21 protein-coding genes are annotated in these 24,444 nt (G+C 65.1%); 6 read left to right on the top strand and 15 right to left on the bottom strand.

The window, feature by feature from the left end; genetic code table 11:
• Positions 1 to 2,232, bottom strand: coding sequence for a DNA internalization-related competence protein ComEC/Rec2 (locus tag E8F12_RS12775; RefSeq protein WP_280325621.1), 2,232 nt, complete (start codon positions 2,230 to 2,232; stop codon positions 1 to 3).
• 168 nt (positions 2,233 to 2,400) lie between these two features.
• On the opposite strand from E8F12_RS12775, the gene E8F12_RS12770 reads away from it, so the two are divergent.
• Positions 2,401 to 2,928: a DUF2062 domain-containing protein gene (locus tag E8F12_RS12770; protein WP_280325620.1), complete on the top strand. Its 528-nt coding sequence runs from the start codon at positions 2,401 to 2,403 to the stop codon at positions 2,926 to 2,928.
• Between the two features lie 51 nt (positions 2,929 to 2,979).
• Here E8F12_RS12770 and E8F12_RS12765 read toward each other — a convergent pair whose 3' ends face one another.
• Genes E8F12_RS12765 through E8F12_RS12755 form a run of 3 tightly spaced genes read right to left on the bottom strand, consistent with a single transcriptional unit; the run spans position 2,980 to position 6,152 of the window.
• Complete coding sequence (locus tag E8F12_RS12765) at positions 2,980 to 4,224, bottom strand: lipoprotein-releasing ABC transporter permease subunit (protein ID WP_280325619.1); 1,245 nt, start codon at positions 4,222 to 4,224, stop codon at positions 2,980 to 2,982.
• Between the two features lies 1 nt (position 4,225).
• Positions 4,226 to 4,909: a lipoprotein-releasing ABC transporter ATP-binding protein LolD gene (gene lolD, locus E8F12_RS12760; protein WP_280290778.1), complete on the bottom strand. Its 684-nt coding sequence runs from the start codon at positions 4,907 to 4,909 to the stop codon at positions 4,226 to 4,228.
• Positions 4,902 to 6,152, bottom strand: a complete 1,251-nt coding sequence (locus E8F12_RS12755) for a lipoprotein-releasing ABC transporter permease subunit (RefSeq protein WP_280325618.1) — start codon at positions 6,150 to 6,152, stop codon at positions 4,902 to 4,904. The genes lolD and E8F12_RS12755 overlap by 8 nt, the downstream gene beginning before the upstream one ends.
• Positions 6,153 to 6,321: 169 nt before the next feature.
• On the opposite strand from E8F12_RS12755, the gene E8F12_RS12750 reads away from it, so the two are divergent.
• From E8F12_RS12750 to E8F12_RS12740, 3 genes are read left to right on the top strand one after another with little or no spacing between them, the layout of a single operon-like run.
• Entirely contained in the window at positions 6,322 to 6,906 is a 585-nt protein-coding gene (locus E8F12_RS12750; RefSeq protein ID WP_280325617.1) for a PilZ domain-containing protein, read from the top strand.
• Between the two features lie 8 nt (positions 6,907 to 6,914).
• Complete coding sequence (locus E8F12_RS12745; RefSeq protein WP_280325616.1) at positions 6,915 to 7,211, top strand: phosphodiesterase; 297 nt, start codon at positions 6,915 to 6,917, stop codon at positions 7,209 to 7,211.
• Entirely contained in the window at positions 7,208 to 7,930 is a 723-nt protein-coding gene (locus E8F12_RS12740; protein WP_280325615.1) for a glycerophosphodiester phosphodiesterase, read from the top strand. The genes E8F12_RS12745 and E8F12_RS12740 overlap by 4 nt, the downstream gene beginning before the upstream one ends.
• A gap of 395 nt (positions 7,931 to 8,325) precedes the next feature.
• On the opposite strand, the gene sthA is transcribed toward E8F12_RS12740, so the two are convergent.
• The 11 genes from sthA to E8F12_RS12685 all read right to left on the bottom strand — a co-directional run bounded on the left by sthA (position 8,326) and on the right by E8F12_RS12685 (position 20,303).
• Positions 8,326 to 9,720 carry a Si-specific NAD(P)(+) transhydrogenase gene (gene sthA / locus E8F12_RS12735; protein WP_280325614.1) on the bottom strand — a complete coding sequence of 465 codons (1,395 nt, stop codon included), beginning with the start codon at positions 9,718 to 9,720 and terminating at the stop codon, positions 8,326 to 8,328.
• Positions 9,721 to 9,870: 150 nt separating this feature from the next.
• Positions 9,871 to 10,095: a (Na+)-NQR maturation NqrM gene (nqrM, locus tag E8F12_RS12730; RefSeq protein WP_280325612.1), complete on the bottom strand. Its 225-nt coding sequence runs from the start codon at positions 10,093 to 10,095 to the stop codon at positions 9,871 to 9,873.
• A gap of 2 nt (positions 10,096 to 10,097) precedes the next feature.
• Complete coding sequence (locus E8F12_RS12725) at positions 10,098 to 11,105, bottom strand: FAD:protein FMN transferase (RefSeq protein ID WP_280325611.1); 1,008 nt, start codon at positions 11,103 to 11,105, stop codon at positions 10,098 to 10,100.
• Complete coding sequence (nqrF, locus tag E8F12_RS12720; protein ID WP_280325610.1) at positions 11,098 to 12,324, bottom strand: NADH:ubiquinone reductase (Na(+)-transporting) subunit F; 1,227 nt, start codon at positions 12,322 to 12,324, stop codon at positions 11,098 to 11,100. The genes E8F12_RS12725 and nqrF overlap by 8 nt, the downstream gene beginning before the upstream one ends.
• A 9-nt stretch (positions 12,325 to 12,333) precedes the next feature.
• The gene (nqrE, locus tag E8F12_RS12715) at positions 12,334 to 12,942 is read right to left on the bottom strand and encodes an NADH:ubiquinone reductase (Na(+)-transporting) subunit E (protein WP_280325609.1); all 609 of its coding nucleotides are present in this window, start codon (positions 12,940 to 12,942) and stop codon (positions 12,334 to 12,336) included.
• Positions 12,942 to 13,616, bottom strand: a complete 675-nt coding sequence (locus tag E8F12_RS12710; RefSeq protein WP_280325672.1) for an NADH:ubiquinone reductase (Na(+)-transporting) subunit D — start codon at positions 13,614 to 13,616, stop codon at positions 12,942 to 12,944. The genes nqrE and E8F12_RS12710 overlap by 1 nt, the downstream gene beginning before the upstream one ends.
• Positions 13,613 to 14,398, bottom strand: coding sequence for a Na(+)-translocating NADH-quinone reductase subunit C (locus tag E8F12_RS12705; protein WP_280325608.1), 786 nt, complete (start codon positions 14,396 to 14,398; stop codon positions 13,613 to 13,615). Before E8F12_RS12705 ends, E8F12_RS12710 begins: the two co-directional genes overlap by 4 nt.
• On the bottom strand, positions 14,391 to 15,602 hold the full coding sequence (locus E8F12_RS12700; protein ID WP_280325607.1) for an NADH:ubiquinone reductase (Na(+)-transporting) subunit B: 1,212 nt from the start codon (positions 15,600 to 15,602) through the stop codon (positions 14,391 to 14,393). Before E8F12_RS12700 ends, E8F12_RS12705 begins: the two co-directional genes overlap by 8 nt.
• Before the next feature lies 1 nt (position 15,603).
• A complete protein-coding gene (locus tag E8F12_RS12695) occupies positions 15,604 to 16,941 on the bottom strand; it encodes a Na(+)-translocating NADH-quinone reductase subunit A (RefSeq protein ID WP_280325606.1) in 1,338 nt (445 codons plus the stop codon).
• 404 nt (positions 16,942 to 17,345) lie between these two features.
• Positions 17,346 to 18,743 (bottom strand): amino acid permease, encoded by a 1,398-nt coding sequence (locus E8F12_RS12690; protein WP_280325605.1) that lies wholly within the window; start codon positions 18,741 to 18,743, stop codon positions 17,346 to 17,348.
• Between the two features lie 93 nt (positions 18,744 to 18,836).
• Complete coding sequence (locus E8F12_RS12685; protein ID WP_280325604.1) at positions 18,837 to 20,303, bottom strand: glyceraldehyde-3-phosphate dehydrogenase; 1,467 nt, start codon at positions 20,301 to 20,303, stop codon at positions 18,837 to 18,839.
• Positions 20,304 to 20,439: 136 nt separating this feature from the next.
• Between E8F12_RS12685 and mfd the strand changes: the two genes are divergently transcribed.
• A complete protein-coding gene (mfd, locus tag E8F12_RS12680) occupies positions 20,440 to 23,886 on the top strand; it encodes a transcription-repair coupling factor (protein ID WP_280325603.1) in 3,447 nt (1,148 codons plus the stop codon).
• Positions 23,887 to 23,921: 35 nt separating this feature from the next.
• Positions 23,922 to 24,443: a CsiV family protein gene (locus E8F12_RS12675; protein WP_280325602.1), complete on the top strand. Its 522-nt coding sequence runs from the start codon at positions 23,922 to 23,924 to the stop codon at positions 24,441 to 24,443.
• Position 24,444 lies beyond the last annotated feature (1 nt).

The raw sequence follows: 24,444 nt of genomic DNA, 5'->3' as shown, positions 1-24,444 counted from the left end.
TCATTTTTCCCTCCAGAACACAGACTTTTCTCGCTCGTTTTCAATCTCGCCATGGGCGCCCAGGCGCAGCAGCAGGGCCCCCTCAGCCGCCGTATCGTGGATTACTGCCGGCAAGGCGCGGATGCGTGAAACGACCAACGGATGGGGATGCCCGAAAGCATTCTGATGGCCGCGTGAGATCAGGACCTTTTGCGGCGCCACGGCACGCAGGAAGAAGCTGGAGGAGGATGTGCGGCTGCCGTGGTGACCCGCGACCAGCCAGCGCGCCGCGAGTGGCTGGCCACTGGCGATCCAGGCCGCCTCACCACGGGCGCCGATATCACCGCTGAGCAGGATGCGTTCGTCGTTGGCCTCGATGGCCAGCACACAGGAGCTTTCGTTGCTGTCACCGAACCAGGGCTGGTGCCAGACGCGGAACGACACCCCATCCCAGGTCCAGGCGTCCCCGGCCGTGCATGGCGTGGCGCCGAGTCCTTCCGGCAAGCGCCCGGCCTCGCCACTGAGCACCCTATCGACGACCAGCCCCCGCCTTACCGCCAGGGCACCGCCGGCGTGATCGAGATGGGCGTGGCTTATCAGCATCAGGTCCAGCCGGGTCACCCCCAGGCCGCGCAGGGCCGGCACCACCACCCGCTCGCCGATATCGAAGTCACCCTGGCGCGGCCCCGCGTCGTAGAGGAGCGCGTGCTCGCGGGTCCGCACCAGCACCGACAATCCCTGCCCTACATCCAGCACACGGACCTCCGCCTGGCCGGGCTCGGGACGGGCCAGCGGCGGGAATAGCATGGGCAACAGCAAGGCCAGGCCAAGGGTGCGCAGTGGCAAGCCGGCCGGCGCGATCACCAGCAGGGTGCCCAATGCTCCCAGCAACCACGCCCAGAGCGGCACCTGGGCCGGTATCCAGGCCGGCAGGCGCGCCGCCGCCCAGGCGAGCACCTGGAACTGCAGTTCCAGTGCACCCCCGGCCAGCCAGAGCAAGGCTTCGCCCACCAGCGGAATGGGCAGCAACGCCGTACCCAGGAGGGCCGGCGGCAGCACCACCAGGCTGACCCAGGGCACTGCCAGGAGATTGGCCAGGGGCCCGCTGAGACTGATGGGAAGGGCCAGGGCCAGCAGCAGGGGCATCAGCCCCAGCCCCATGACCCACTGGGCGCGCCACCAGGTCCACCACCAGCGCCAGGCGCCGAGGCGGCCGGCGAAGGTCAGGATCATCAGACCCACCGCACCGAAGGACAACCAGAAGCCCGGCTGCAGCACCACCAGGGGCTCGTCCAACAGCACGATGCAGAGTGCGGCGAGCAAGGGCGTGAGCAGGCCCAGATGGCGAAAACGCAGGCGCCAGAGCAGGACCACCGCGATCATCACGCAAGCCCGGCGGACCGGTACATCGAAGCCCGCCAGCAGCCCGTACCCGAGGGCGCCGGCCAGGCCCAGGGCACAGGCGCAGGGCAACCAGGGCAGGCGCCGCGGCCAGAGGCCGAATCGCGCCAAGGCGGCCACCAGGCCATAGAGCACGCCGGCGAACAGGGTGATGTGCTGGCCGGAGATCACCATCAGGTGGGTGGTTCCGGTGTCCTGCAACAGGCGCCAATCCCGGTCCTGCAGCCCGGAGCCATCCCCCAGCACCAGAGCGGCGAGCCCTCCCGCCCGACCATGGGGGTCCACCTGCAACAGGCGCTGGCGCAGGCCATCGCGCCAGGCGGCGGCGCCGCTGGCGGGCTGCAGCAGCTGGCCGGCCTTGACCGAGCCGCTAGCGCCTATCCGCCGCGCCAGCAGCCAGGCCTCATGGTCGAAAGTCGCCGGATTCACCAGCCCGCGTGGACGCTTGAGCCTGACCGCCAGGCGCCAGCGCTCGCCGGCCAGCAATGGCGGACCATCGCGCCAGGACAGTCGCAGGCGCGTCGGCAGCCGTGCCCTCGCGGACTCGATTTCCTCCAGTTCGAAGCGCACCACGCCATCAACTGCGCCGGGCAGGCCCACCACTCTGCCCTCCAGCCAGCGCACCTGGCCGTCCAGCGCCGGGTCCAGCCGGTCGTCGAGCGCCCACTGGGCGCTCAGGCAGGCCCAGCCGAGCCCGAGCAGGAAAAACCCCAGGCGCCAGGCGCGCCCCATGAGCAGCAGGAGACCGAGAAGCAACTGCAGATACAGCCACCAGACCGGCGGCAGGCTGGGCAACCAGCGCAATAGAAGAAGGCCGGCGGCAAGCGCGACCAGGCCCGAAACCATGGGCATTTCATTCCCCCTTCCCTGGGACGGGCGCCGTGGCAATTTCCTGCTCCACGGTGCGCCAAGCAATCCGGCTGGCGCTTCACCCTGTTAATCCGCCGACACAAAGTGACCCGGCGATGTCATATCTTTGCGTGCATAATACCCGGCGCTTTCGTCCGCCAGAGACCGCCCATGCCGCGTCGTATCTTCAAACGCTACATGCCGAATCCGGACACCATCAGGGAACACAAGTCCCTGCGTTTTCTCGGCAACCTGATCCACGACCCGAACCTCTGGCACCTCAATCGCCATTCGGTCGCGCGTGCCATGGCCATGGGCCTGTTCGCGGCCTTCGTGCCGATTCCCATGCAGATGCTGCTGGCCGCCGGCCTGGCCATCCTGGTCCGTGCCAACCTGCCGATCTCCGTCGGCCTGGTCTGGCTGACCAACCCCATCACCATGCCGCCGGTCTTCTACTGCACCTACAAGATGGGTGCCTGGATCATGCAGATTTCTCCCCGCGCCCTACCGGACCAACTGACGTGGGACTGGATCACCCAGGAGCTTTCCTCTCTCTGGCAGCCCTTTCTCCTAGGTTCCCTGGTCTGCGGCGTACTGGTCGGCGCCCTGGGCTACATGCTGACCATGCTTTATTGGCGCTGGTGGGTCGGACACAGCTGGCGCAAGCGCCAGAAAGCGCGACGGGAAGCCAGCCGCTGAAATGAAAAACGCCGCATCGAATGCGGCGTTTTTCGTTGCGTGCGCCAGCCCCTATTCGTAGCGAAGGGCCTCGGCGGGCTGGGTCTGGGCTGCGCGCCAGGCCGGGTAGAGAGTGGCGAGGAAACTCAGCACCAGTGCTGCGACGCAGATCAGCACCACGTCGCTCACCTGCAGCTCGGACGGCAGGTAGCTGACGAAGTAGACGTCGGAGCTGAAGATCTGCCGGCCGCTGGCGCGTTCCAGGGCGGCTATCCACTGGCTGACGTTGAGGGCGGTGATGATGCCCAGTACGGTGCCGATCAGGGTGCCGACGGTGCCAATTACGCTGCCCTGGACCATGAATACGGCCATGATCTGCCGCGGCGTAGCCCCCAAGGTGCGGAGGATGGCGATGTCCGCGCGCTTGTCGGCGACGACCATGATCAGGGTGGCGATGATGTTGAAGGCGGCGACGGCCACGATCAGCAGCAGGAGCAGGCCGATCATGGTCTTCTCCATCTTCATGGCGCTGAACAGGCTGCCCTGGGTGTGGGTCCAGTCGTCGGCGCGATAGCCCAGGCCCAGTTCGGCGACTATCTGCTGCGAGACCTCAGGGGCCAGGTAGAGATCCTTCAGGGCGATGCGCACGCTCTGCACCTGGCCCTCCTTCAGGCGCTGGATGGCCGAGGCGTCGGTGACGTTGATCAGCGCCAGGGAACTGTCCAGCTCGGCACCGACCTTGAACACGCCCACCACGTTGAGGCGCTGCATGCGCGGGGTGATGCCACCCGGTGCGCTGCTCACCTCGGGGACGATGAGGGTCAACTTGTCGCCGACATTGAGGCGGAAGCGCCGCGCGGTTATCTCGCCGATGACGATGCCGGACTCGCCCGGCTTCAGATCATCCAGGTCGCCTTGCACCATGTGCTGGCCGATGATGGAAACCTTGGTTTCCTGCTGGGGATCGATGCCGTTGATCTGCACCGGCTGCATCATGCCCTTGAACGAAAGCATGCCCTCCAGCTCGGCGAAGGGCACCGCGCCCACCACTTCCGGATGCTTCATGGCGGCATCGGCCACCCGCCGCCAGTCGTCCAGGGGCCGCTCGGCACTCAGCGTGGCATGGGAGACCATACCGAGGATGCGCGAACTCATTTCCTTCTGGAAACCGTTCATGACCGAGAGCACCACGATCATGGCCAGTACACCCAAGGCCAGGCCGATCATCGAGGTCAGCGAGATGAAGGAGATGTAGTGGTTACGGCGCTTGGCGCGGGTATAGCGCGTGCCGATGAAAATCGAGAGAGGTCTGAACATCTCAGGCAGCCACCAGTCGGCCTTCTTCCAGGCGCAGCACCCGGTCCATCTGGTGGGCCAGCTGCAGGTCATGGGTCACCACCAGGAAGGCGGTCTGCAAGGAGCGGTTCAGCTCCAGCATCAGCTCCTGGATGCCGTGAGCGGTGTGCTGGTCGAGGTTGCCGGTGGGCTCGTCGAGCAGCACCAGCGCCGGCCGGTTGACCAGGGCACGGGCAATGGCCACACGCTGGCGCTCGCCGCCGGACAGCTCGGCCGGCTTGTGCGACAGGCGATGGCCCAGGCCCACGCGCTCCAGTAGCGCCGTGGCCCGCTGGCGCGCTTCGCTGATGGCAGTGCGGCCGATCAGCAGCGGCATGCAGACGTTCTCCAGGGCGGTGAACTCCGGCAGCAAGTGGTGGAACTGGTAGACGAAACCCAGGGCGCGGTTGCGCAGCAGGCCGCGGGCGGTTTCGCTGAGGGAGGACAACTCCTCGCCGGCCAGCCAGACGCTGCCTTTGCTCGGGGTATCCAGGCCACCCAGCATGTTCAACAGGGTGCTCTTGCCGGAGCCGGAACTGCCAACGATGGCCACCCGCTCTCCCGGATGCAACTCCAGCTCGACGCCGGACAGCACCTCCACGGACTGCGGGCCTTCGTCGTAGCTCTTGCCCAGGTTGCGGCAACTCAGGACTGCCTTGTTACTCATAGCGCAAAGCCTCTGCTGGCTGGGTGCGCGCGGCACGCCAGGCGGGGTAAAGGGTGGCGAAGAAGCTCAGGACCAGTGCGGCCGAGCAGACCAGCACCACATCCTCGGCCATCAGTTGGGATGGCAGGTAATCGATGAAGTAGACGTCGGCGTTGAGGAACTTGTGCCCCAGCAGCCGCTCCAGCAGGGCGATGGCGTCGCTCACGTTCAGCGCCGCGAGGATGCCCAGCACGGCGCCAATCAGGGTGCCGACCACACCGATGACGGTGCCCTGGACCATGAACACACCCATGATCTGCCGCGGCGTGGCGCCCAGGGTGCGGAGGATGGCGATGTCACCGCGTTTGTCGGTCACCACCATCACCAGGGTGGAAATGATGTTGAAGGCGGCCACCGCGACTATCAGCAGCAGCAGCAGGCCGATCATGGCCTTCTCCATCTTGATCGCCTGGTAGAGGTTGCCGTGGGTACGGGTCCAGTCGCGGGCGTAGAAATCCTCGCCCCGGAGTTCGCCGGCAATCTGCCAGGCCACCTGGGGCGCTTGGAACAGGTCGCCGAGCTTCAGGCGCAGGCCCTGCGCCTGGTCAGGCTTCCAGCGCTTGAGGCGGGCGACGTCGGAGAGGTTGGCGATGGCCAGGTAGCCATCCAGCTCACCGGCGCCGACATGGAAGATGCCGACCACGGTGAAGCGCTTCATGCGCGGGAATACGCCGGCGGGGGTCACGGCCACCTCCGGCAGTACGAAGGTGACCTTGTCGCCCAGTCCGACCCCCAGCTTGGTGGCGGCCTTGTCGCCGATGACGATGCCGAACTCGCCGGCCTTGAGCTCCGCCAGGCTGCCCTGGCGGAAGAAGTCGCCAATGATGGAGACCTTGGCCTCTTCCTGCGGGTCGACGGCGTTGACCAGCACCTTCTGCACCTTGCCGTCGGCGGTCAGCAGGCCCTGGACCTGGGTGTAGGGCGCCACCGCCTTCACCTCGGAGTGGCGGGCGACGCCTTCGGCCAGCTTGCGCCAGTCATTGATGGGTACGGCGGACTCCACGGTGGCGTGGGGCACCATGCCCAGGACGCGGGTACGCATCTCGTGGTCGAAGCCGTTCATGACCGAAAGCACCAGGATCATCACCAGTACGCCCAGGGCGAGGCCGATCATCGAAGTGAGGGAAATGAAGGAGACGAAGTAGTTGCGGCGCTTGGCGCGCGTGTAGCGGGCGCCTATGTACAGGGACAGCGGTCTGAACATGGGAGTGAGGTTCGCTGGCGAAAGAAGAGACGTCCTTGTGGCGGGCCTTGGCGAGCAGCGTTTACACTCAAATTCTGTTCATGATCTGCTACGTCGCTGGGCGGCGCTGCAAACGGGCTCGCGAGATACTGAACAGCTCTTCGACCACCACTGCTGCCATGGGTTCGCCATGTCGACACGAGACGCGGATGACCGCCGCGAATACTACCGCATCGAAGATTCGATCGCACTGGAATTTCGCCCATTGCAACAGGGTGAAACAGCTGGGGAAGGCAGCGCCGACAACGCCTCGACGCTGTTCAGCCTGCTCAGCGATCTGCACGTGATGGACTTCGAATCCCAGCACCTGCTGCGGCATATCCACGAACGCGATCGCACCCTGGCCAGTTACCTCAAGGTGATCAACAAGCGCATCGACCTGCTCGGCCAGGCTCTGGCGCAGAGTCTGTTGCGCGACATCGGCCCGGCGCGTCAGGTGACCCTGTCCGAAGGCGGTGTCAGCTTCACCAGTCCGGAACCCATCGAACCCGGCACCCGGCTGGCGCTCAAGATGGTGCTGATGCCCCAGGCACTCGGCCTGCTGATGCAGGCCGTGGTGATCCACAGCCAGGTGCGCGCCGACGGCCAGTTCGACATAGGCACCGAGTTCGAAACCCAGACAGACGCCCAGCGCCAGCTGCTGGCGCGACACATATTGCAGAAGCAGGCCCAGCAGAGACGCGAGGCCCGCGAGCGCTCCTCCCCGCCCGCCTGAGACCTCGCATGACGCGCCCCGGCCTTTTGCTGAGCTGCCTCCTCCTCGCGTTGCCCGCCGCCGCCGGGACCATCGAGATCCCTGTCGGCGACCAGGGCGACCCGGGGCTTTCCCTGCCCGCCCGTGGTGAAAGCCAGCGCACCGTGCTGGAGCGTTTCGGCCTGCCCGACCAGGAACACCCAGCGGTCGGCAAGCCGCCGATCAGCCGCTGGGACTATCGTGAATTTTCCGTCTACTTCGAAAGCGGACAAGTCGTCGACAGCGTCCGCCACCATCAACCCAGAGCACCAAGGGAATACAAGTGACCCTGATATACGGCCATCGAGGCGCCAAGGGCGAATGCCCGGAGAACACCCTGGCCAGCTTCCAGCGCTGCCTGTCACATGGCGTGAAGCGCTGCGAACTGGACCTGCACCTGTCCCGCGACGGCGAGCTGATGGTGATCCACGACTCCAGCCTGAAGCGCACCACCGGGCGCCGCGGCAAGGTATCGGAACACGACGCCGAGGAGCTGGAGAGCTATGACGCCCGCCTGGGCGGTCCGGGCTGGAACCAGCCCTGCCCCGTCCCGCGCCTGGCGACCCTGTTCGAGCAGTGCGAGTTCGAACACTGGCAGCTGGAAGTGAAGAGCGCATCAAGGGTGCGGGCCGCGCGGACCGTGCTGGCGATCCAGGAGCTGGTCGAGCGTCATGGCCTGGCGGACAAGGTGACGGTCACCTCCAGTTCGCGCGAGGTCCTGCGCGCGCTCAACCGGCTGACGCCGAAACTGTCTCGCGGCCTGGTGGCGGAATATGCCTGGCTCGACCCGCTGAAGGTGGCCAAGAACCACGGCTGCGAGCTGCTGGCACTGAACTGGACCCTCTGCACCCCGGAACGCCTGCTAAAGGCGCAGAAGGAAGGGCTGCACGTGTCGGTATGGACCGTCAACGAGCCGGCACTGATGCGTCGACTCGCCGACTTCGGCGTGGACAGCATCATCACCGACTTCCCCGGATTGGCCAGTACCACCGTCGGGATTCGCTGAGGCCCCTCAGCCCCGGCACGCGCTTTATCAGTAGGGTGCGCCGCACCGATTTGGGTCTGACCCGGACTCTGTCGCGGTGCGCATGGCGCACCCTACGGTTCGGATCCGTGTTGTCCGGGTGGACTGTCCTTAACACGCACCCTACCAAGGCGTGCGCTGGCGGTGGAAATCCACCTCTTGGATTTCCCCCTACGCGGGCCCTGCAGGGCGGCCATCGCGCGCAATCAGGATCAGCTCGCCGCCACCCCAACCCTCAAAAGAAAAACCGGCCCGCAAGGGGCCGGTTTTCCTTTAGACGTCGCCTGATCAGAAGCTCTCCCGGTTCGGCCAGCGCCAGGTGCGCGGATCGTCGAGAGGGTCCCCCCCGGCCGGCTCAGGCGCCCGGCCGGTGCCGCTCAAAAAAGCCGGTTGAGGCCATCGAACGCCGCCACCCGATAGGCCTCGGCCATGGTCGGGTAGTTGAAGGTGGTGTTGATGAAGTACTTGATGGTGTTCGCCTCACCCTTCTGGTTCATGATCGCCTGGCCGATATGGACGATCTCCGAGGCCTGGTAGCCGAAGCAGTGCACGCCGAGGATTTCCAGGGTCTCGCGGTGGAAGAGGATCTTCAGCATGCCCACCGGTTCATGAGAAATCTGCGCACGGGCCATTCCCTTGAAGAAGGCCTTGCCCACTTCGTAGGGGATCTTCGCCTGGGTCAATTCGCGCTCGTTCTTGCCGATGGAGCTGATCTCCGGAATGGTGTAGATGCCGGTGGGCACGTCGTCGACGAAGCGCCAGCTGTCGTTCTCCACCGCACTACCGGCGGCCGAGCGCCCCTGGTCTGCGGCGGCACTGGCCAGGCTCGGCCAGCCGATCACGTCGCCAGCTGCGAAGATATTGCCGACTTCGGTGCGGTAGTACTGGTCGACGTTGATCTGGCCACGGCTGTTGACCTTGATGCCGATGTTCTCCAACCCCAGGCGATCGGTGTTGCCGGTGCGGCCATTGCACCAGAGCAACGCGTCGGATTTGATCTTCTTGCCGGACTTCAGGTGCAGGATCACCCCGTTCTCCAGACCCTCGATGCGCTCGTACTCCTCGTTGTGACGGATCAGCACGTTGTTGTTGCGCAGGTGGTAGCTGAGGGCGTCGGAGATCTCATCGTCGAGGAAGCTGAGCAACTGATCGCGGTTGTCGATCAGGTCAACCAACACGCCCAGACCGCTGAAGATCGAGGCGTATTCGGAGCCGATCACCCCGGCGCCGTAGATGATGATGCGGCGCGGCGTATGGGTCAGGCTGAGGATGGTGTCGCTGTCGTAGATGCGCGGATGGTTGAAATCGACATCCGCCGGGCGGTAGGGGCGCGAGCCGGTGGCGATGATGACCTGCTTGGCCACCAGCTTTTCTACTACGCCGCTGGCGCAGACGACTTCCACCGTCTGCTCGTCGGAGAAGCTGGCAGTGCCGAAGAACACGTCGACGCGATTGCGCGCGTAGAAGCCAGTGCGCGAAGCCACCTGCTTGGAGATCACCCGCTCGGCGCTCTTCAGCACGTCAGGGAAGGAGAACCAGCGTGGCTCGCCGATCTGGCGGAACAGCGGGTTAGTGTTGTACTGCATGATCTGCCGCACCGAGTGACGCAGGGCCTTGGACGGGATGGTGCCGAGGTGAGTGCAGTTGCCGCCGACCAGCGGGCGGTTGTCCACCACCGCCACCTTGCGCCCGGCCTTGGCGGCGTTCATCGCCGCGCCCTCACCCGCCGGGCCGGAACCCAGCACCACTACGTCGTAGTTGTAGACAGCCATGCTTACTCCTCATAACGGGCCGGGGCGCCCTCTGGCGCCCCCGGCAAGGTCCGCGGTGAACGACACCACGGAATTCGGAACCTGTTTCGGCGATCCGCCGGGGAATCTTGAACTGGCGTGCAGACTAGTCGAGCCGCTTGGCGCTGCACATTAGCGCTTGGTCGCGTCGTAGGCGAGCTTTGAATCCACTACATCGCCCTGCTGCGCTTCTTCGCACTTCTGGCGATCGCCGCCGCAGATGGAGCACTCCTTCTCGATGCCGAGGTTGGCGATGCCGCCACAGGACCCGGCGATGGGCTTGCGCCCCATGATCACGCCGACGGCCATGCCCAGCACCACCAGCAGCATGACCAGGAAAACCAGCAGGAAGGTCATGATCAGTTCTCCTGTTTGTCGAACAGCTGCCGGAAACGGCTGCTGCCATGGCTGACGAAAGCCTCGCCCTCCCGGGTCACGAACAAGGCGGCGATGTCGTTCGCTTCAGCGTAGTACTTGCCCGCCTCCGGCCCCAGCACCATCAGCAGGGTCGACAGGCCATCGGCACGCAGCGCCGATGGGTCCACCACCGTGACCGCCGCCAGCTTGTGGCTGATGGGAGCACCGGTCTTGGGATCGAGGGTGTGCGAATAGCGCTTGCCGCTCTGTTCAAAGTAGTTGCGATAGTCGCCGGAGGTGGAAACCCCGAGTCCGTCCAGCGAGACGATCCTCTGCGCCACCTGGCGATCGTCCCGTGGCGCCTCGATGGCGATGCGCCAGGGCGAACCGTCGGGCTTGCGCCCCACAGCCTTGAGCTCGCCGGTGATTTCCACCAGGGAGCCGGCGACGCCCAGTTCCGCCAGGCGCGCGCTGACCCGATCCACCGCGTAGCCGGCGGCGATGCTGTTGAAGTCCAGTTGCACCGCCGCATCCTTGCACAGCTCCTGCCCGCGGATGGACAGGTGCTGCTGGCCGACCTGGGCGCGCGCTTGCGCGATGGCTTCGGCGCTGGGGACCTGCTCGCCACGGGATTGCGGGCCGAAGCCCCAGAGGTTGAGCAGCGGCTCCACCGTCATGTCGAAGGCGCCGCCGCTGTCCTTCGACAGCTCGCCGGCGAAGGCCACCAGCTCCAGCATGGGCGCCGGCAGTGCCATGCAGCTGCCGGCCGGCAAGGCATTGAAGCGCTCCACCTCGGAGTCCGCACGGTAGGTGGACATCTGCCGGTCGATCTCCGCCAGGATTCCTTCCACCTCGCCGCGTGCCTGCTCCACCGTGGGGCCGGAAGCGCTGCGCACGTACTTCACCGAGTAGCTGCTGCCCATGGTCGGGCCGCCGAACTGCTCGAGGCGATCGCCGCAGCCGGCCAGCAACAGGCTGGCCGAGAGCAGCAGCACAGTCGTTCTAGCCACCGAAGTCGTCCAGCAGGATGTTCTCCCGTTCGACACCGAGATCCAGCAGCATCTTGATCACCGCGGCGTTCATCATCGGCGGACCGCACATGTAGAACTCGCAATCCTCGGGAGCCGGGTGGTCCTTGAGGTAGTTCTCGTAAAGCACGTTGTGGATGAAGCCCTTCAGGCCAGTCCAGTTGTCTTCCGGCTGCGGGTCAGACAGCGCCAGGTGCCACTGGAAGTTCGGATTCTCCGCCTGCAACCGGTCGTATTCTTCGGTGTAGAAGGCTTCGCGCAGGGAGCGCGCACCGTACCAGAAGCTGATCTTGCGCGTGGAATTGAGACGCTTGAGCTGGTCGAAGATGTGCGAGCGCATGGGCGCCATGCCCGCGCCGCCACCGATGAAGATCATCTCGGCGTCGGTGTCCTTGGCGAAGAACTCGCCAAAGGGCCCGTAGACTGTGACCTTGTCGCCCGGCTTGAGGTTGAACACCCAGGATGACATCTGCCCCGGCGGCAGGTCATCCTTGCCGGGCGGCGGCGAGGCGATGCGGATGTTGAACTTGACGATGCCTTTCTCGTCCGGATAGTTGGCCATGGAGTAGGCGCGGATCACCGTCTCCTCGACCCTGGACACGTACTTCCACTGGTTGAACTTGTCCCAGTCGCCACGATATTCGGGCTGGATGTCGAAGTCCTTGTAGGCCACCACGTGGGGCGGGCACTCCAGCTGCACATAGCCGCCGGCGCGGAAGTCCACGCTTTCGCCTTCCGGCAGGCGCAGGGTCAGCTCCTTGATGAAGGTGGCGACGTTGGGGTTGGACTCCACCGTGCACTCCCACTTCTTCACGCCGAAGACCTCTTCCGGCACTTCGATCTGCATGTCCTGCTTGACCGGGGTCTGGCAGGACAGGCGCCAGCCCTCCTTCGCCTGGCGCCGGGTGAAATGGGACTCCTCGGTGGGCAGCATCTCGCCGCCTCCGCTCTCGACAATGCACTTGCACTGGGCGCAGGTTCCGCCGCCACCGCAGGCAGAGGACAGGAAGATGTCGTTCGCCGCCAGGGTCTGCAGCAGCTTGCCGCCGGCGGGGACGGTGACTGTCCGCTCGCCATTGATCAGGATGTTCACGTCGCCGCTGGATACCAGCTTGGCGCGGGCTGCCAGGATGATCACCACCAGCGCGAGGACGATGGCGGTGAACATGCCGATGGCGAGGAAGATTTCGAAACTCAGCATGTCCGTTCCTTAGAGCTGCACACCGGAGAACGACATGAAGCCGAGGGACATCAGGCCGATGGTGATGAAGGTGATGCCGAGCCCTTGCAGGCCCTCGGGCACGTCGCTGTATTTCAGCTTCTCGCGGATGCCGGCCAGCAGTGCGATGGCCAGGGCCCAGGAGAAGCCGGAGCCGACGCCGTAGACCACGCTCTCGCCGAGGTTGTAGTCGCGCTCCACCATGAACAAGGAGCCAGCCATGATGGCGCAGTTCACCGTGATCAGCGGCAGGAACACGCCGAGGGCGTTGTAGAGCGAGGGCACGTACTTATCGAGCAGCATCTCGAGGATCTGCACGATGGCGGCGATCACGCCGATGTAGCTGAGCAGGCCGAGGAAGGAGAGGTCCACCTCCGGCAGGCCGGCCCAGGCCAGGGCGCCGTCCTTGAGCAGGAGCGTATAGAGCAGGTTGTTGGCCGGCACGGTAATGGCCTGCACCACGATCACCGCGATGCCGAGCCCGATAGCGGTTTCCACCTTCTTCGAGATGGCGATGAAGGTGCACATGCCGAGGAAGAAGGACAGGGCCATGTTCTCGACGAACACGGCCTTCACGAACAGGCTGACGTAGTGCTCCATCAGTAGGCCTCCTTGTTGGATACCTGGGGTGCGATGCGGTAGGCCGGCGCCTCTTTCTGCTCGGTCTTCCAGCTGCGCAGGGCCCAGATGATCAGGCCGATCAGGAAGAAGGCCGAGGGCGGCAGCAGCAGCAGGCCGTTGGGCTGGTACCAGCCGCCGTCGTTGATCACCGGCAGCACTTCGTGGCCCAGCACCTTGCCGGCGCCGAACAGCTCGCGAACGATGCCGAGGACGATCAGCATCGCGCTGTAGCCCAGGCCGTTGCCGATGCCATCGAAGAAAGACAGGAGCGGCGGGTTGGCCATGGCGAAGGCTTCCGCGCGGCCCATCACGATGCAGTTGGTGATGATCAGCCCGACGAACACCGAGAGCTGCTTGGACAGGCTGAAGGCGTAGGCCTTGAGCACCTGGTCCACGACTATCACCAGGGAGGCGATGATCACCATCTGCACGATCATGCGGATCGAGCTGGGGATCTGGCTGCGGATCATCGAGATGAACAGGTTGGAGAAGCCGGTCACCAATGTCAGGGCGATGGACATCACCAGCGCGGTCTTGAGGTTGGAGGTCACCGCCAGGGCCGAGCAGATGCCGAGGATCTGCAGGCCGATGGGGTTGTTGTGCAGGATCGGGTCCAGCAGGACCTGACGGATAGTGGGTTGCGCCATGCTTATGCCTCCCCGTTGTTCAGTTTGGCCAGGAAGGGGCCGAAGCCGTTCTCGCCCAGCCAGAAATGCAGCAGGTTGTGGACGCCCTTGCTGGTCAGCGTGGCGCCGGCCAGGCCATCGACCTGGTGGCTGGCGTTCGGCGACTGCGCGTCGACGCTGCCCTTGATGATCTGGATCGCCAGCTGGCCCTGTTCATCGAACAGGCTCTTGCCGTTCCACATCGCCTTCCATTTCGGGTTGTCCACCTCGCCGCCGAGCCCCGGGGTCTCGCCGTGCTGGTAGAAGCCGAGGCCGACCACGGTATTGAGGTCGCCCTTGAGGGCCAGGAAGCCGTAGAGGGTGGACCAGAGGCCATAGCCGCGTACCGGCAGGATCAGGGTCTCCAGCTTGCCGCCCTCCTCTACCAGGTAGACGGTGCTGAGGCGCTCGCGGCGCTTGATGGAGGCGATGTCCTGCTCGGCCGGCAAGGCATCCGAGAGCGCCGGGTCCTTGGCGGCTTTCAGCGGGTCGAAGCCGGCGGCCTGGATCTCGTCGCTGATGTCGCCACTGGCGAGGTCGACCACCTTGGCGGTGATGCGCTCGGCATAGAGCTTCCTGATCTCCTCGCCGGACATGCCGGGCTGCGCCAGGCCGGCGATGGCGAGGATGCTGCGCTGCTTGTCCAGCTCGCGGTTCTCCACCTGCACGGGCTTGAGCGCCACGGCGCCGCCGGCGACGAACACGGAACACACCAGGCAGACCACCAGGGCAACCATGAGCGTGCGGATTGTTGATTCTTGCTTAGCCATTGCGTGCCAGCCTCCGCTTGATATTGGCCTGGACGACGAAATGGTCGAGCAACGGCGCACACAGGTTGGCGAACAGGATCGCCAGCATCATGCCTTCCGGGAAGGCCGGGTTGACCACGCGGATCAGCACCGCCATCAGGCCGATCAAGGCGCCGAACAGCCACTTGCCGGTATCGGTCATGGCGGCGGACACCGGGTCGGTGGCCATGAACATCATGCCGAAGGCGAAGCCGCCCAGGACCAGGTGCCAGTGCCAGGGCATGGCGAACATGGGGTTGGTTTCCGAGCCGATGGCATTGAACAGCCAACTGGTGGCGATCATGCCCAGCATCACGCCAGCGACGATGCGCCAGGAGGCGATGCGGGTGATCAGCAGCACACCGCCGCCGATCAGGATGGCCAGGGTGCTGGTCTCGCCGATGGAGCCCTGGATGGTGCCGAGGAAGGCGTCCATCCAGTTGATGCCGTGACCGACGATGTTCTCTACGCCGCCCGCGGCGCCCAGGCTGAGCGAGGTGGCGCCGGCGAAGCCGTCCACCGCGGTCCAGACCTCGTCCCCGGAAATCTGCGCCGGGTAGGCGAAGAAGAGAAAGGCGCGGCCGGCCAGGGCCGGGTTGAGGAAGTTCTTGCCGGTACCGCCGAAGACTTCCTTGCCCAGCACCACGCCGAAGCTGATGCCCAGGGCCACCTGCCAGAGCGGGATGCTCGGCGGCAGGGTCAGGGCGAAGAGCACAGAGGTGACGAAGAAACCTTCGTTTACTTCATGGCGGCGGATGGAGGCGAACAGCACTTCCCAGAAACCGCCGACGATGAAGGTCACCGCATAGATCGGCAGGAACCAGGCGGCGCCCTGGATGAAGTTGTCCCACAGGCTGCCGGGATCGAAGCCCGCCAGGGAACCGATCAGCGCGAAACGCCAGCCTTCCTGGGCGGCCAGCAGCTCGGGGTTCTGGGCGAACACCTGGTTGGCCTGGTAGCCGACGTTCCACATGCCGAAGAACATGGCCGGGAAGGTGCAGAGCCAGACGGTAATCATCATGCGCTTGAGGTCGATGCCGTCACGCACGTGGGCTGTGGTGTGGGTCACGCTGCCCGGGCGGTAGAAGAAGGTATCCACCGCCTCATAGAGCGCGTACCACTTTTCATAGCGGCCACCCTGCTCGAAGTTGTGCTCGATCCGGTCGAGGAATTTGCGCAGGCCCATCTCAGCCCTCCTTTTCAATGCGGCTGAGGTTGTCCCGCAGGATGGGACCGTACTCGTACTTGCCGGCGCAGACATAGCTGCACAGGGCCAGATCTTCTTCGTCCAGCTCCAGGCAGCCGAGCTTCTGCGCCATCTCGGTGTCACCCACTATCAGGTAGCGCAGCAGGTGGGTGGGCAGGATATCCAGCGGCATCACAGCCTCGTAGTTGCCCACCGGCACCATGGCCCGCGGGCTGCCGTTGGTGGTAGTGCTGAAAGCCAGCTTGCGCTCGCCCAGCAGCCTGGAAACGAAGATGTTCAGCACCGAGTGCTTGTTCACCCCGGCGCGCAGGTAGTGCAGGAGCTCGCGGTCGTTGCCCTCGCGCAGGCAGGACAGCTGCAGATGATAGCGGCCGAGGAAGGCACAGGAGCCACGGGAAGTCCGGCCGCCCAGCAGGGAGCCGGACACCACGCGGTTGGCGCCGGGCTGCAGTTCGCCGGCGGTGAGTTCGTCCAGGTTGGCACCGAGGCGGGTGCGCAGCAGACGCGGCCGCTCGACCACGGGGCCGGCCAGGGACACCACGCGCTCGACCCAGAGCCGGCCGCCGGTGAACAGCTTGCCGATGGCGATCACGTCCTGGTAGCCGATGTGCCAGACGCTCTTGCTTGCGCTCACCGGGTCGAGGAAATGGATATGGGTGCCGGGCAGGCCCGCCGGGTGCGGCCCGGCGAAGGATTCGGCCTGGACCTGGGCCAGCCCCTCGCCCGGCAGGCTTGCGCCTTCGGCCTTGCAGAGGAAAACGCGCGCCAGGCGGGCGAGAGCCTTGAGGCCATGCTCGAAGTCCGCGGCCTGTTCGGCGATCACCACGGCCGGGTCGGCTGCCAACGGATGGGTATCCATGGCGGTGACGAAGATCGAGCTGGGGACGGCGTCGATGGCCGGCACCCGGCTGAACGGGCGGGTGCGCAGGGCGGTCCAGAGGCCGGACTGCGCCAGGTTGTCGCGCACCTGCTGGGCGTCAAGGCAGTCGAGTCGCTCGGCGGGGTACTGTGCGAAGCGGACCTCTTCGTCCCCATCGAGATCGATCACCACCGACTGCAGTACGCGCTGCTCGCCGCGGTGGATGGCGCTGATCACACCGGCACCGGGGGCGGTGTAGATCACCCCGGGGTTCTTCTTGTCGGAGAACAGCGGCTGGCCGAGCTTGACCCGGTCGCCCACCTGCACATCCATGGTCGGCTTCATGCCGTGGTAGTCGAAGCCGATGAGGGCAACGCTCCGAACCGGACGCCCGGCCTCGATACGCTGGACCGGCTCGCCCGCCACCGGCAGGTCCAACCCCCGCTTGATTCTGATCATAGATTTCGCCTGACACTGGAATTCTGCACGGAATGCCCTGGTCCGCGACCAAAGGAGCAGCGTCGCACCACCCTGGAGCGGTACGACTGTGCGGTATTCCGAACGATTGAAGGGCGAATTATAGGGAGCCCGTCCCGCCCTTGCCAGCCAAGCCCTTTCTTTTCAGCGACTTAGGATACAGAAGGCAATAACGGGTCAGCTTTCGAACACCGGGTCAACCCGTGCAAGGAGGACCACGCTTCACCGGTCCACCGGCTCTTACCTCAGGCTCGCCCCGCAGTACCCGGAAGTACCGAGCGGTGGAAATCCACTTCGCGGATTTTCACCCCACCCGCAGACCTGCACGGATGCGCCCAATGAAAAACGGGAGCCCCCGGCTCCCGTTTTCCATCCCACCATTCGCTTCAGTGAGCGGTCGCCCGCGCAGCAGATCGCTTGAAGAAGTAGCAGATGGCGATGAAGCCCAGCCAGAACGGAATGGCGTAGACCGACACATTGATGCCCGGGATCATCAGCATCACGCCGAGGATCAGCGCCACGAAAGCCAGGCACAGGTAGTTACCGACGGGATACCAGAGCGCCTTGAAGAAAGGCTGGATTCCCTGGGCAGTCAGGCTCTTGCGGAACTTCAGGTGGGACAGGCTGATCATCGCCCAGTTGATCACCAGGGCCGCTACCACCAGGGCCATCAGCAGCTCCAGGGCCTTCTGCGGCGCCAGGTAGTTGACGACCACACAGAGCAACGTGATCAGCGCGGAGAGGCCAATGGCAAGCACCGGCACGCCGCGATCGTCCACCTTCATCAGCGCCTTGGGCGCGTCACCCTGCTCGGCCAAGCCGTAGAGCATCCGGCTGTTGGCGTAGACGCCGCTGTTGTAGACCGAGAGGGCCGCCGTCAGCACCACGAAGTTGAGAATGTGCGCCGCCACGTCGCTGCCGATCAGCGAGAAGATCTGCACGAAGGGGCTGCCGCTGTAGGGGTCGCCCGCGGCGCCGAGGGTTTCCAGCAGCTTGTCCCAGGGGTAGAGCATCAGCAGCACGCTGAGGGCGCCGATGTAGAAGATCAGGATGCGGTAGATCACCTGGTTGATCGCCTTGGGGATCACCTTCTTCGGCTCGCTGGCCTCGGCCGCGGTGATGCCGATCAGCTCCAGGCCGCCGAAGGAGAACATGATGATGGCCAGCACCATCACCAGGCCTTCCAGGCCATTGGGGAAGAAGCCGCCATGACTCCAGAGGTTGTCGACCGCCGCCTGGGGGCCACCTTCACCGCTGACCAGCAGGTAGATGCCGAGGACGATCATACCGATGATGGCCACCACCTTGATCAGCGCGAACCAGAACTCCGTCTCGCCGAATGCCTTCACATTGGCCAGGTTGATCAGGTTGATCAGCACGAAGAAGGCCGCTGCCGACACCCAGGTCGGCACTTCGGGCCACCAGAACTGGATGTACTTGCCTACCGCGGTCAGCTCGGCCATGCCCACCAGCACATAGAGCACCCAGTAGTTCCAGCCGGAAAGGAAGCCGGCATAGCCCCCCCAGTACTTGTGCGCGAAATGGCTGAAGGATCCGGCCACCGGCTCCTCGACTATCATCTCGCCCAACTGGCGCATGATCAGAAAAGCGAAGAAGCCGGCAATGGCATAGCCGAGAATCATCGACGGCCCCGCCGACTTGAGCACCCCGGCCGAACCCAGGAACAGGCCGGTACCGATGGCGCCGCCCAGCGCGATAAGCTGGATGTGGCGGTTTTTCAGGCCCCTTTTGAGCGGCCCTTGGTGAAGGTGATGTCCTTCCATCTGGGTAATCCCCAAGCGATTCTTGTTATCCGATTACAGACGCAAAAATGAAAAACGGGAGCCCGAGAGCTCCCGTTTTAATGACGCATTGGCTTAGTTAGGGAAAGACGGCGGGTTGACCCCGGCCATGTCTTCCATCACGCGGACCACCTGGCAGCTGTAGCCGAACTCGTTGTCGTACCAGACATAGAGGACGACGCGGTTGTCGTTGCAGATGGTCGCCTCGGCGTCCACCACACCGGCGTGGCGGGAGCCGACGAAGTCCGAGGACACCACTTCCTGGGAGGAGACGTAGTCGATCTGCTTGTGCAGGTCCGAGTGCATGGCAGCGTTGCGCAGGTACTCGTTGATCTCTTCGCGAGTGGTGGCCTTCTCCAGGTTCAGGTTCAGGATGGCCATGGAGACGTTCGGCGTCGGTACGCGAATCGCGTTGCCGGTCAGCTTGCCTTTCAGCACCGGCAGGGCCTTGGCGGCGGCGGTGGCGGCACCGGTCTCGGTGATCACCATGTTCAGCGGAGCGCTGCGGCCGCGGCGGCTGCCCTTGTGGAAGTTGTCGATCAGGTTCTGGTCGTTGGTGTACGAGTGAACGGTTTCGACGTGGCCGTTGATGATGCCGAACTGATCGTTGACCGCCTTCAGCACCGGCACGATGGCGTTGGTGGTGCAGGAAGCCGCGGAGACGATGCGGTCTTCAGCGGTGATCTCGCCATGGTTGATGCCATGGACGATGTTCTTCAGCGCGCCTTTGCCCGGAGCGGTCAGGACCACGCGATCGATACCCGGGCACTTCAGGTGCTGGCCCAGGCCTTCGGCGTCGCGCCACTTGCCGGTATTGTCAACCAGCAGGGCGTTCTTGATGCCATAGGCGGTGTAGTCGATCGAGGCCGGATCGTTGGAGTAGATCACCTGGATCAGGTTGCCATTGGCGGTCAGGGTGTTGTTTTCTTCGTCGATGACGATGGTGCCGTCGAACGGACCGTGTACGGAGTCGCGGCGCAGCAGGCTGGCGCGCTTGACCAGGTCGTTCTCGGCGCCCTTGCGGACGACGATGGCGCGCAGGCGCAGGCCGTCGCCACCACCGGTCTTCTCGATCAGGATGCGCGCCAGCAGGCGACCGATACGGCCGAAGCCGTAGAGGACGACGTCGGTGCCTTCGCGGCCGGAGCCGTTCTGCTTGCCGACCACATCGGCCAGCTCGTCCTTGGTGAACTGCTCGATGCTGCGGCCATTACCTTCTGCCTTGAACTTGGCGACCATCTTGCCCAGGTCCACGGAGGCGGCGCCCAGTTTGAGCTCGCTCATGGCCTTGAGGATGGGGAAGGTCTCGTGGACCGACAGCTCGGCCTCGTCGGCCAGGCGATGACGCGCGAAGCGGTGGGCCTTGAGGATGGCAATCACGGAGCGGTTGATCAGGCCACGGCCATAGATCGAGGTGACAACGTTGTTGTTGCGATAAAGCTGGCCGATCATCGGAATCATGGCTTCCGCGAGGGCTTCACGATCGATCCATTCACCGAGACACTGGTCGGGCTTCTGAGTCACGGGCAGTACCTTCCACATATGTAGGGGATGAAAAAAGGGGCTACATTATGACGGCGCGCGTAGGCGTCGGCAATCAGTAGCAGCCTGAACACTGACATCCGCTAGTCGGGATAGTTACAATCCGCCGATCTTTTTTCCGACCGGAGCCCCCCCCTTGCCCGCGTCCGTATTGCGCCTCCCGCCCCTGCCCTCCACCGCCGGCAAACAGCACTGGGGCAACCTGCCCGGTGCCGCCCTGAGCCTGGCGATTGCCGAAGCGGCCAGCGCCGGCAAGCGCTTCACCCTGCTGCTCACCGCCGACAGCCAGACTGCCGAACGCCTGGAGCAGGAGCTCGGCTTCTTCGCCCCGGGCCTGGACGTACTGCACTTCCCCGATTGGGAAACTCTGCCGTACGACCTCTTCTCGCCGCACCAGGACATCATTTCCCAGCGCGTCGACAGCCTTTACCGACTGCCCGGGGTAAAGCGCGGCGTGCTGGTGGTGCCCATCACCACCGCCCTCCACCGCCTGGCGCCGACGCGCTTCCTGCTGGGCTCCAGCCTGGTGCTGGACGTCGGCCAGAAGCTGGACGTGGAACAGATGCGCCTGCGTCTGGAAGCCGCCGGCTACCGTTGCGTGGATACCGTCTACGAACACGGCGAGTTCGCCGTGCGCGGCGCCCTGATCGACCTCTTCCCCATGGGCAGCGACCTGCCCTATCGGATCGACCTGTTCGATGACGAGATCGAAACCCTGCGCACCTTCGATCCGGAGACCCAGCGCTCGGTGGACAAGGTGGAGTCGATCCGCTTGTTGCCGGCCCGCGAGTTCCCCCTGGACAAGAAGGCCGTCACCGACTTCCGCGGACGCTTCCGCGAGCGCTTCGACGTCGATTTCCGTCGCTGCCCCATCTACCAGGACCTGACCAGCGGCATCACCCCGGCCGGCATCGAGTACTACCTGCCGCTGTTCTTCGAGGAAACCGCCACCCTCTTCGACTACCTGCCCCAGGACACCCAGGTATTCTCGCTACCGGGCATCGAACAGGCCGCCGATCAGTTCTGGAACGACGTGCGCAATCGCTATGAGGAACGCCGCGTCGATCCCGAGCGCCCACTGGTGCCGCCCGCCGAACTGTTCCTCCCGGTGGAGGACTGCTTCGCCCGACTCAAGGGCTCACCGCGCCTGGTGCTGAGCCAGGACGACATCGACTCCGGGGTCGGCCGCGAACGCTTCTCCGCCCGCGCCCTGCCCGACCTGGCGATCCAGGCCAAGGCCACCGAGCCCCTGGCCGCCCTGCGCCGCTTTCTCGACGAATTCCCGGGCCGCGTGCTGTTCAGCGCCGAATCCGCCGGGCGCCGCGAGGTGTTGCTGGAGATGCTCGCCCGTCTCAAGCTGCGTCCGCAGGAAGTCGAGGGCTGGCCGGCGTTCATCGCCAGCGCCGAGCGCCTGGCCATCACCATCGCCCCGCTGGACGAAGGCCTGCTGCTGGATGATCCGGGCATTGCGCTGATCGCCGAGAGCCCGCTGTTCGGCCAGAGGGTGATGCAGCGCCGCCGCCGCGAACGCCGTGGCGACGCCGGCGACAACGTGATCAAGAACCTCGCCGAACTGCGCGAGGGTGCGCCCGTGGTGCACATCGACCACGGCGTCGGCCGCTACCTGGGCCTGATCACCCTGGACATCGAGGGCCAGACCGCAGAATTCCTCGCCCTGCAATACGCCGAGGAAGCCAAGCTTTACGTGCCGGTGGCCAGCCTGCACCTGATCGCCCGCTACACCGGCAGCGACGACGCCCTGGCGCCGCTGCACCGCCTGGGCTCGGAAACCTGGCAGAAGGCCAAGCGCAAGGCCGCCGAGCAGGTGCGCGATGTCGCCGCCGAACTGTTGGACGTCTATGCCCGCCGCGCGGCCCGCGAAGGCTATGCATTCAAGGACCCCAAGGCCGACTACGCCACCTTCGCCGCCGGCTTCCCCTTCGAGGAAACCCCGGACCAGCAGTCCGCCATCGAAGCCGTATTGGAGGACATGCTGACGCCCAAGCCCATGGACCGCCTGGTCTGCGGCGACGTCGGCTTCGGCAAGACCGAAGTCGCCATGCGCGCTGCCTTCGTCGCGGTGCACGGCGGCAAGCAGGTGGCCGTGCTGGTCCCCACCACCCTGCTCGCCCAGCAGCACTACAACAGCTTCCGCGACCGCTTCGCCGACTGGCCAGTGACGGTCGAAGTGATGAGCCGCTTCAAGTCGGCCAAGGAAGTGGAAAGCGCGGCGCAGCAGCTGTCCGACGGCAAGATCGACATCATCATCGGCACCCACAAGCTGCTGCAGGATGACGTGCGCTTCAAGAACCTGGGCCTGGCGATCATCGACGAAGAGCACCGCTTCGGCGTGCGGCAGAAGGAACAGCTGAAATCCCTGCGCAGCGAGGTCGACATCCTCACCCTCACCGCCACGCCCATTCCACGCACTCTGAACATGGCCGTGGCGGGCATGCGCGACCTGTCCATCATCGCCACGCCGCCGGCACGCCGGCTGTCGGTGCGCACCTTCGTCATGGAGCGGCAGAAGACCGCAATCAAGGAAGCGCTGCTGCGCGAGTTGCTGCGCGGCGGCCAGGTGTACTACCTGCACAACGAGGTGGCGAGCATCGAGAAGTGCGCCGCCGAGCTGGCCGAACTGGTGCCGGAGGCGCGTATCGCCGTCGGCCATGGGCAGATGCGCGAGCGCGATCTCGAACAGGTGATGAGCGACTTCTACCACAAGCGCTTCAATGTGCTGGTGGCCTCGACCATTATCGAGACCGGCATCGACGTGCCCAGCGCCAACACCATCGTCATCGAGCGTGCCGACAAGTTCGGCCTGGCCCAACTGCACCAGCTGCGCGGCCGGGTCGGTCGCAGCCACCACCAGGCCTACGCCTACCTGCTGACGCCGCCGCGCAAGCAGATGACCCTGGACGCGGAAAAGCGCCTGGAGGCCATCGCCAACGCCCAGGACCTGGGCGCCGGATTCGTCCTCGCCACCCACGACCTCGAAATCCGCGGCGCCGGCGAACTGCTGGGCGAAGGCCAGAGCGGCCAGATCCAGGCCGTCGGCTTCACCCTGTACATGGAAATGCTCGAGCGCGCGGTGAAGGCCATCCGCAAGGGCGAGCAGCCCAACCTGGAGCAGCCGCTCGGCGGCGGGCCGGAGGTCAACCTGCGGGTGCCGGCATTGATCCCCGAGGACTACCTGCCTGACGTGCATGCCCGCCTGATCCTCTACAAGCGCATCGCCTCGGCGGCCGACGAGGACGGCCTGAAGGAACTGCAGGTGGAGATGATCGACCGCTTCGGCCTGCTGCCCGAGCCCACCAAGAACCTGGTGCGCCTGACTCTGCTCAAGCTGCAGGCCGAGAAGCTCGGCATCCGCAAGGTGGATTCCGGCCCCCAGGGCGGCCGCATCGAGTTTGCTGCCGACACCTGCGTCGATCCGTTGGTGCTGATCAAGCTGATCCAGGGCCAACCCAAGCGCTACAAGTTCGAAGGCGCCACCCTGTTCAAGTTCCAGGTGCCCATGGAACGCCCGGAAGAACGCTTCAATACCCTTGAAGCGCTGTTCGAACGCCTGACCCCGCAGTAGTCTGCGGAACGATTGCCCATACCAAGGAACAACCCATGCGCGCCATCCGTAACTTCGCCCTGCTGCTCGCCCTGCTGGCCCCGACTGCCTTCGCCGACGGCCTCTATTCGGTGGAGATGATCATCTTCCGCCAGGCTGGCGACCCCATCCCCGCCAGCCAGCCCGCTCCGGACGACTGGGCGGCCGGCAGCCAGTCCATCGCCGGCAGCGAGCGCGGCACGGCGCTGGACGGCGAAGCAGCCAAGCTGAACCCCAACGCCGGTTATGAGGTGCTGCTGCACAAGGCTTGGTCCCAGGACCTCTCCGCCATCCCGAGCAAGGTTTCGGTGACCTCCGGCGAGCAGCAGCTGGGCCACTTCCCCGTTGAAGGCACGCTGGCCCTGGCCATCGACCGCAGCATCGACGCCCAGGCCGACTTCTGGATCAACCGCTTCGACGGCAGCGGCCTGATCAGCAGCAGCGAGCGCCTGCACCAGGGCAGCCGCCTGAAGAACGGCGAACTCACCTTCCTGGACCACGGCAATCTGGGCATCCTGATCCGCGTCAGCCCGCTCTAAG

The organism is Pseudomonas sp. BN102 (assembly GCF_029871245.1).
Taxonomy (GTDB): Bacteria; Pseudomonadota; Gammaproteobacteria; order Pseudomonadales; family Pseudomonadaceae; genus Metapseudomonas.
This window is presented reverse-complemented; position numbering and strand designations above follow the sequence as displayed.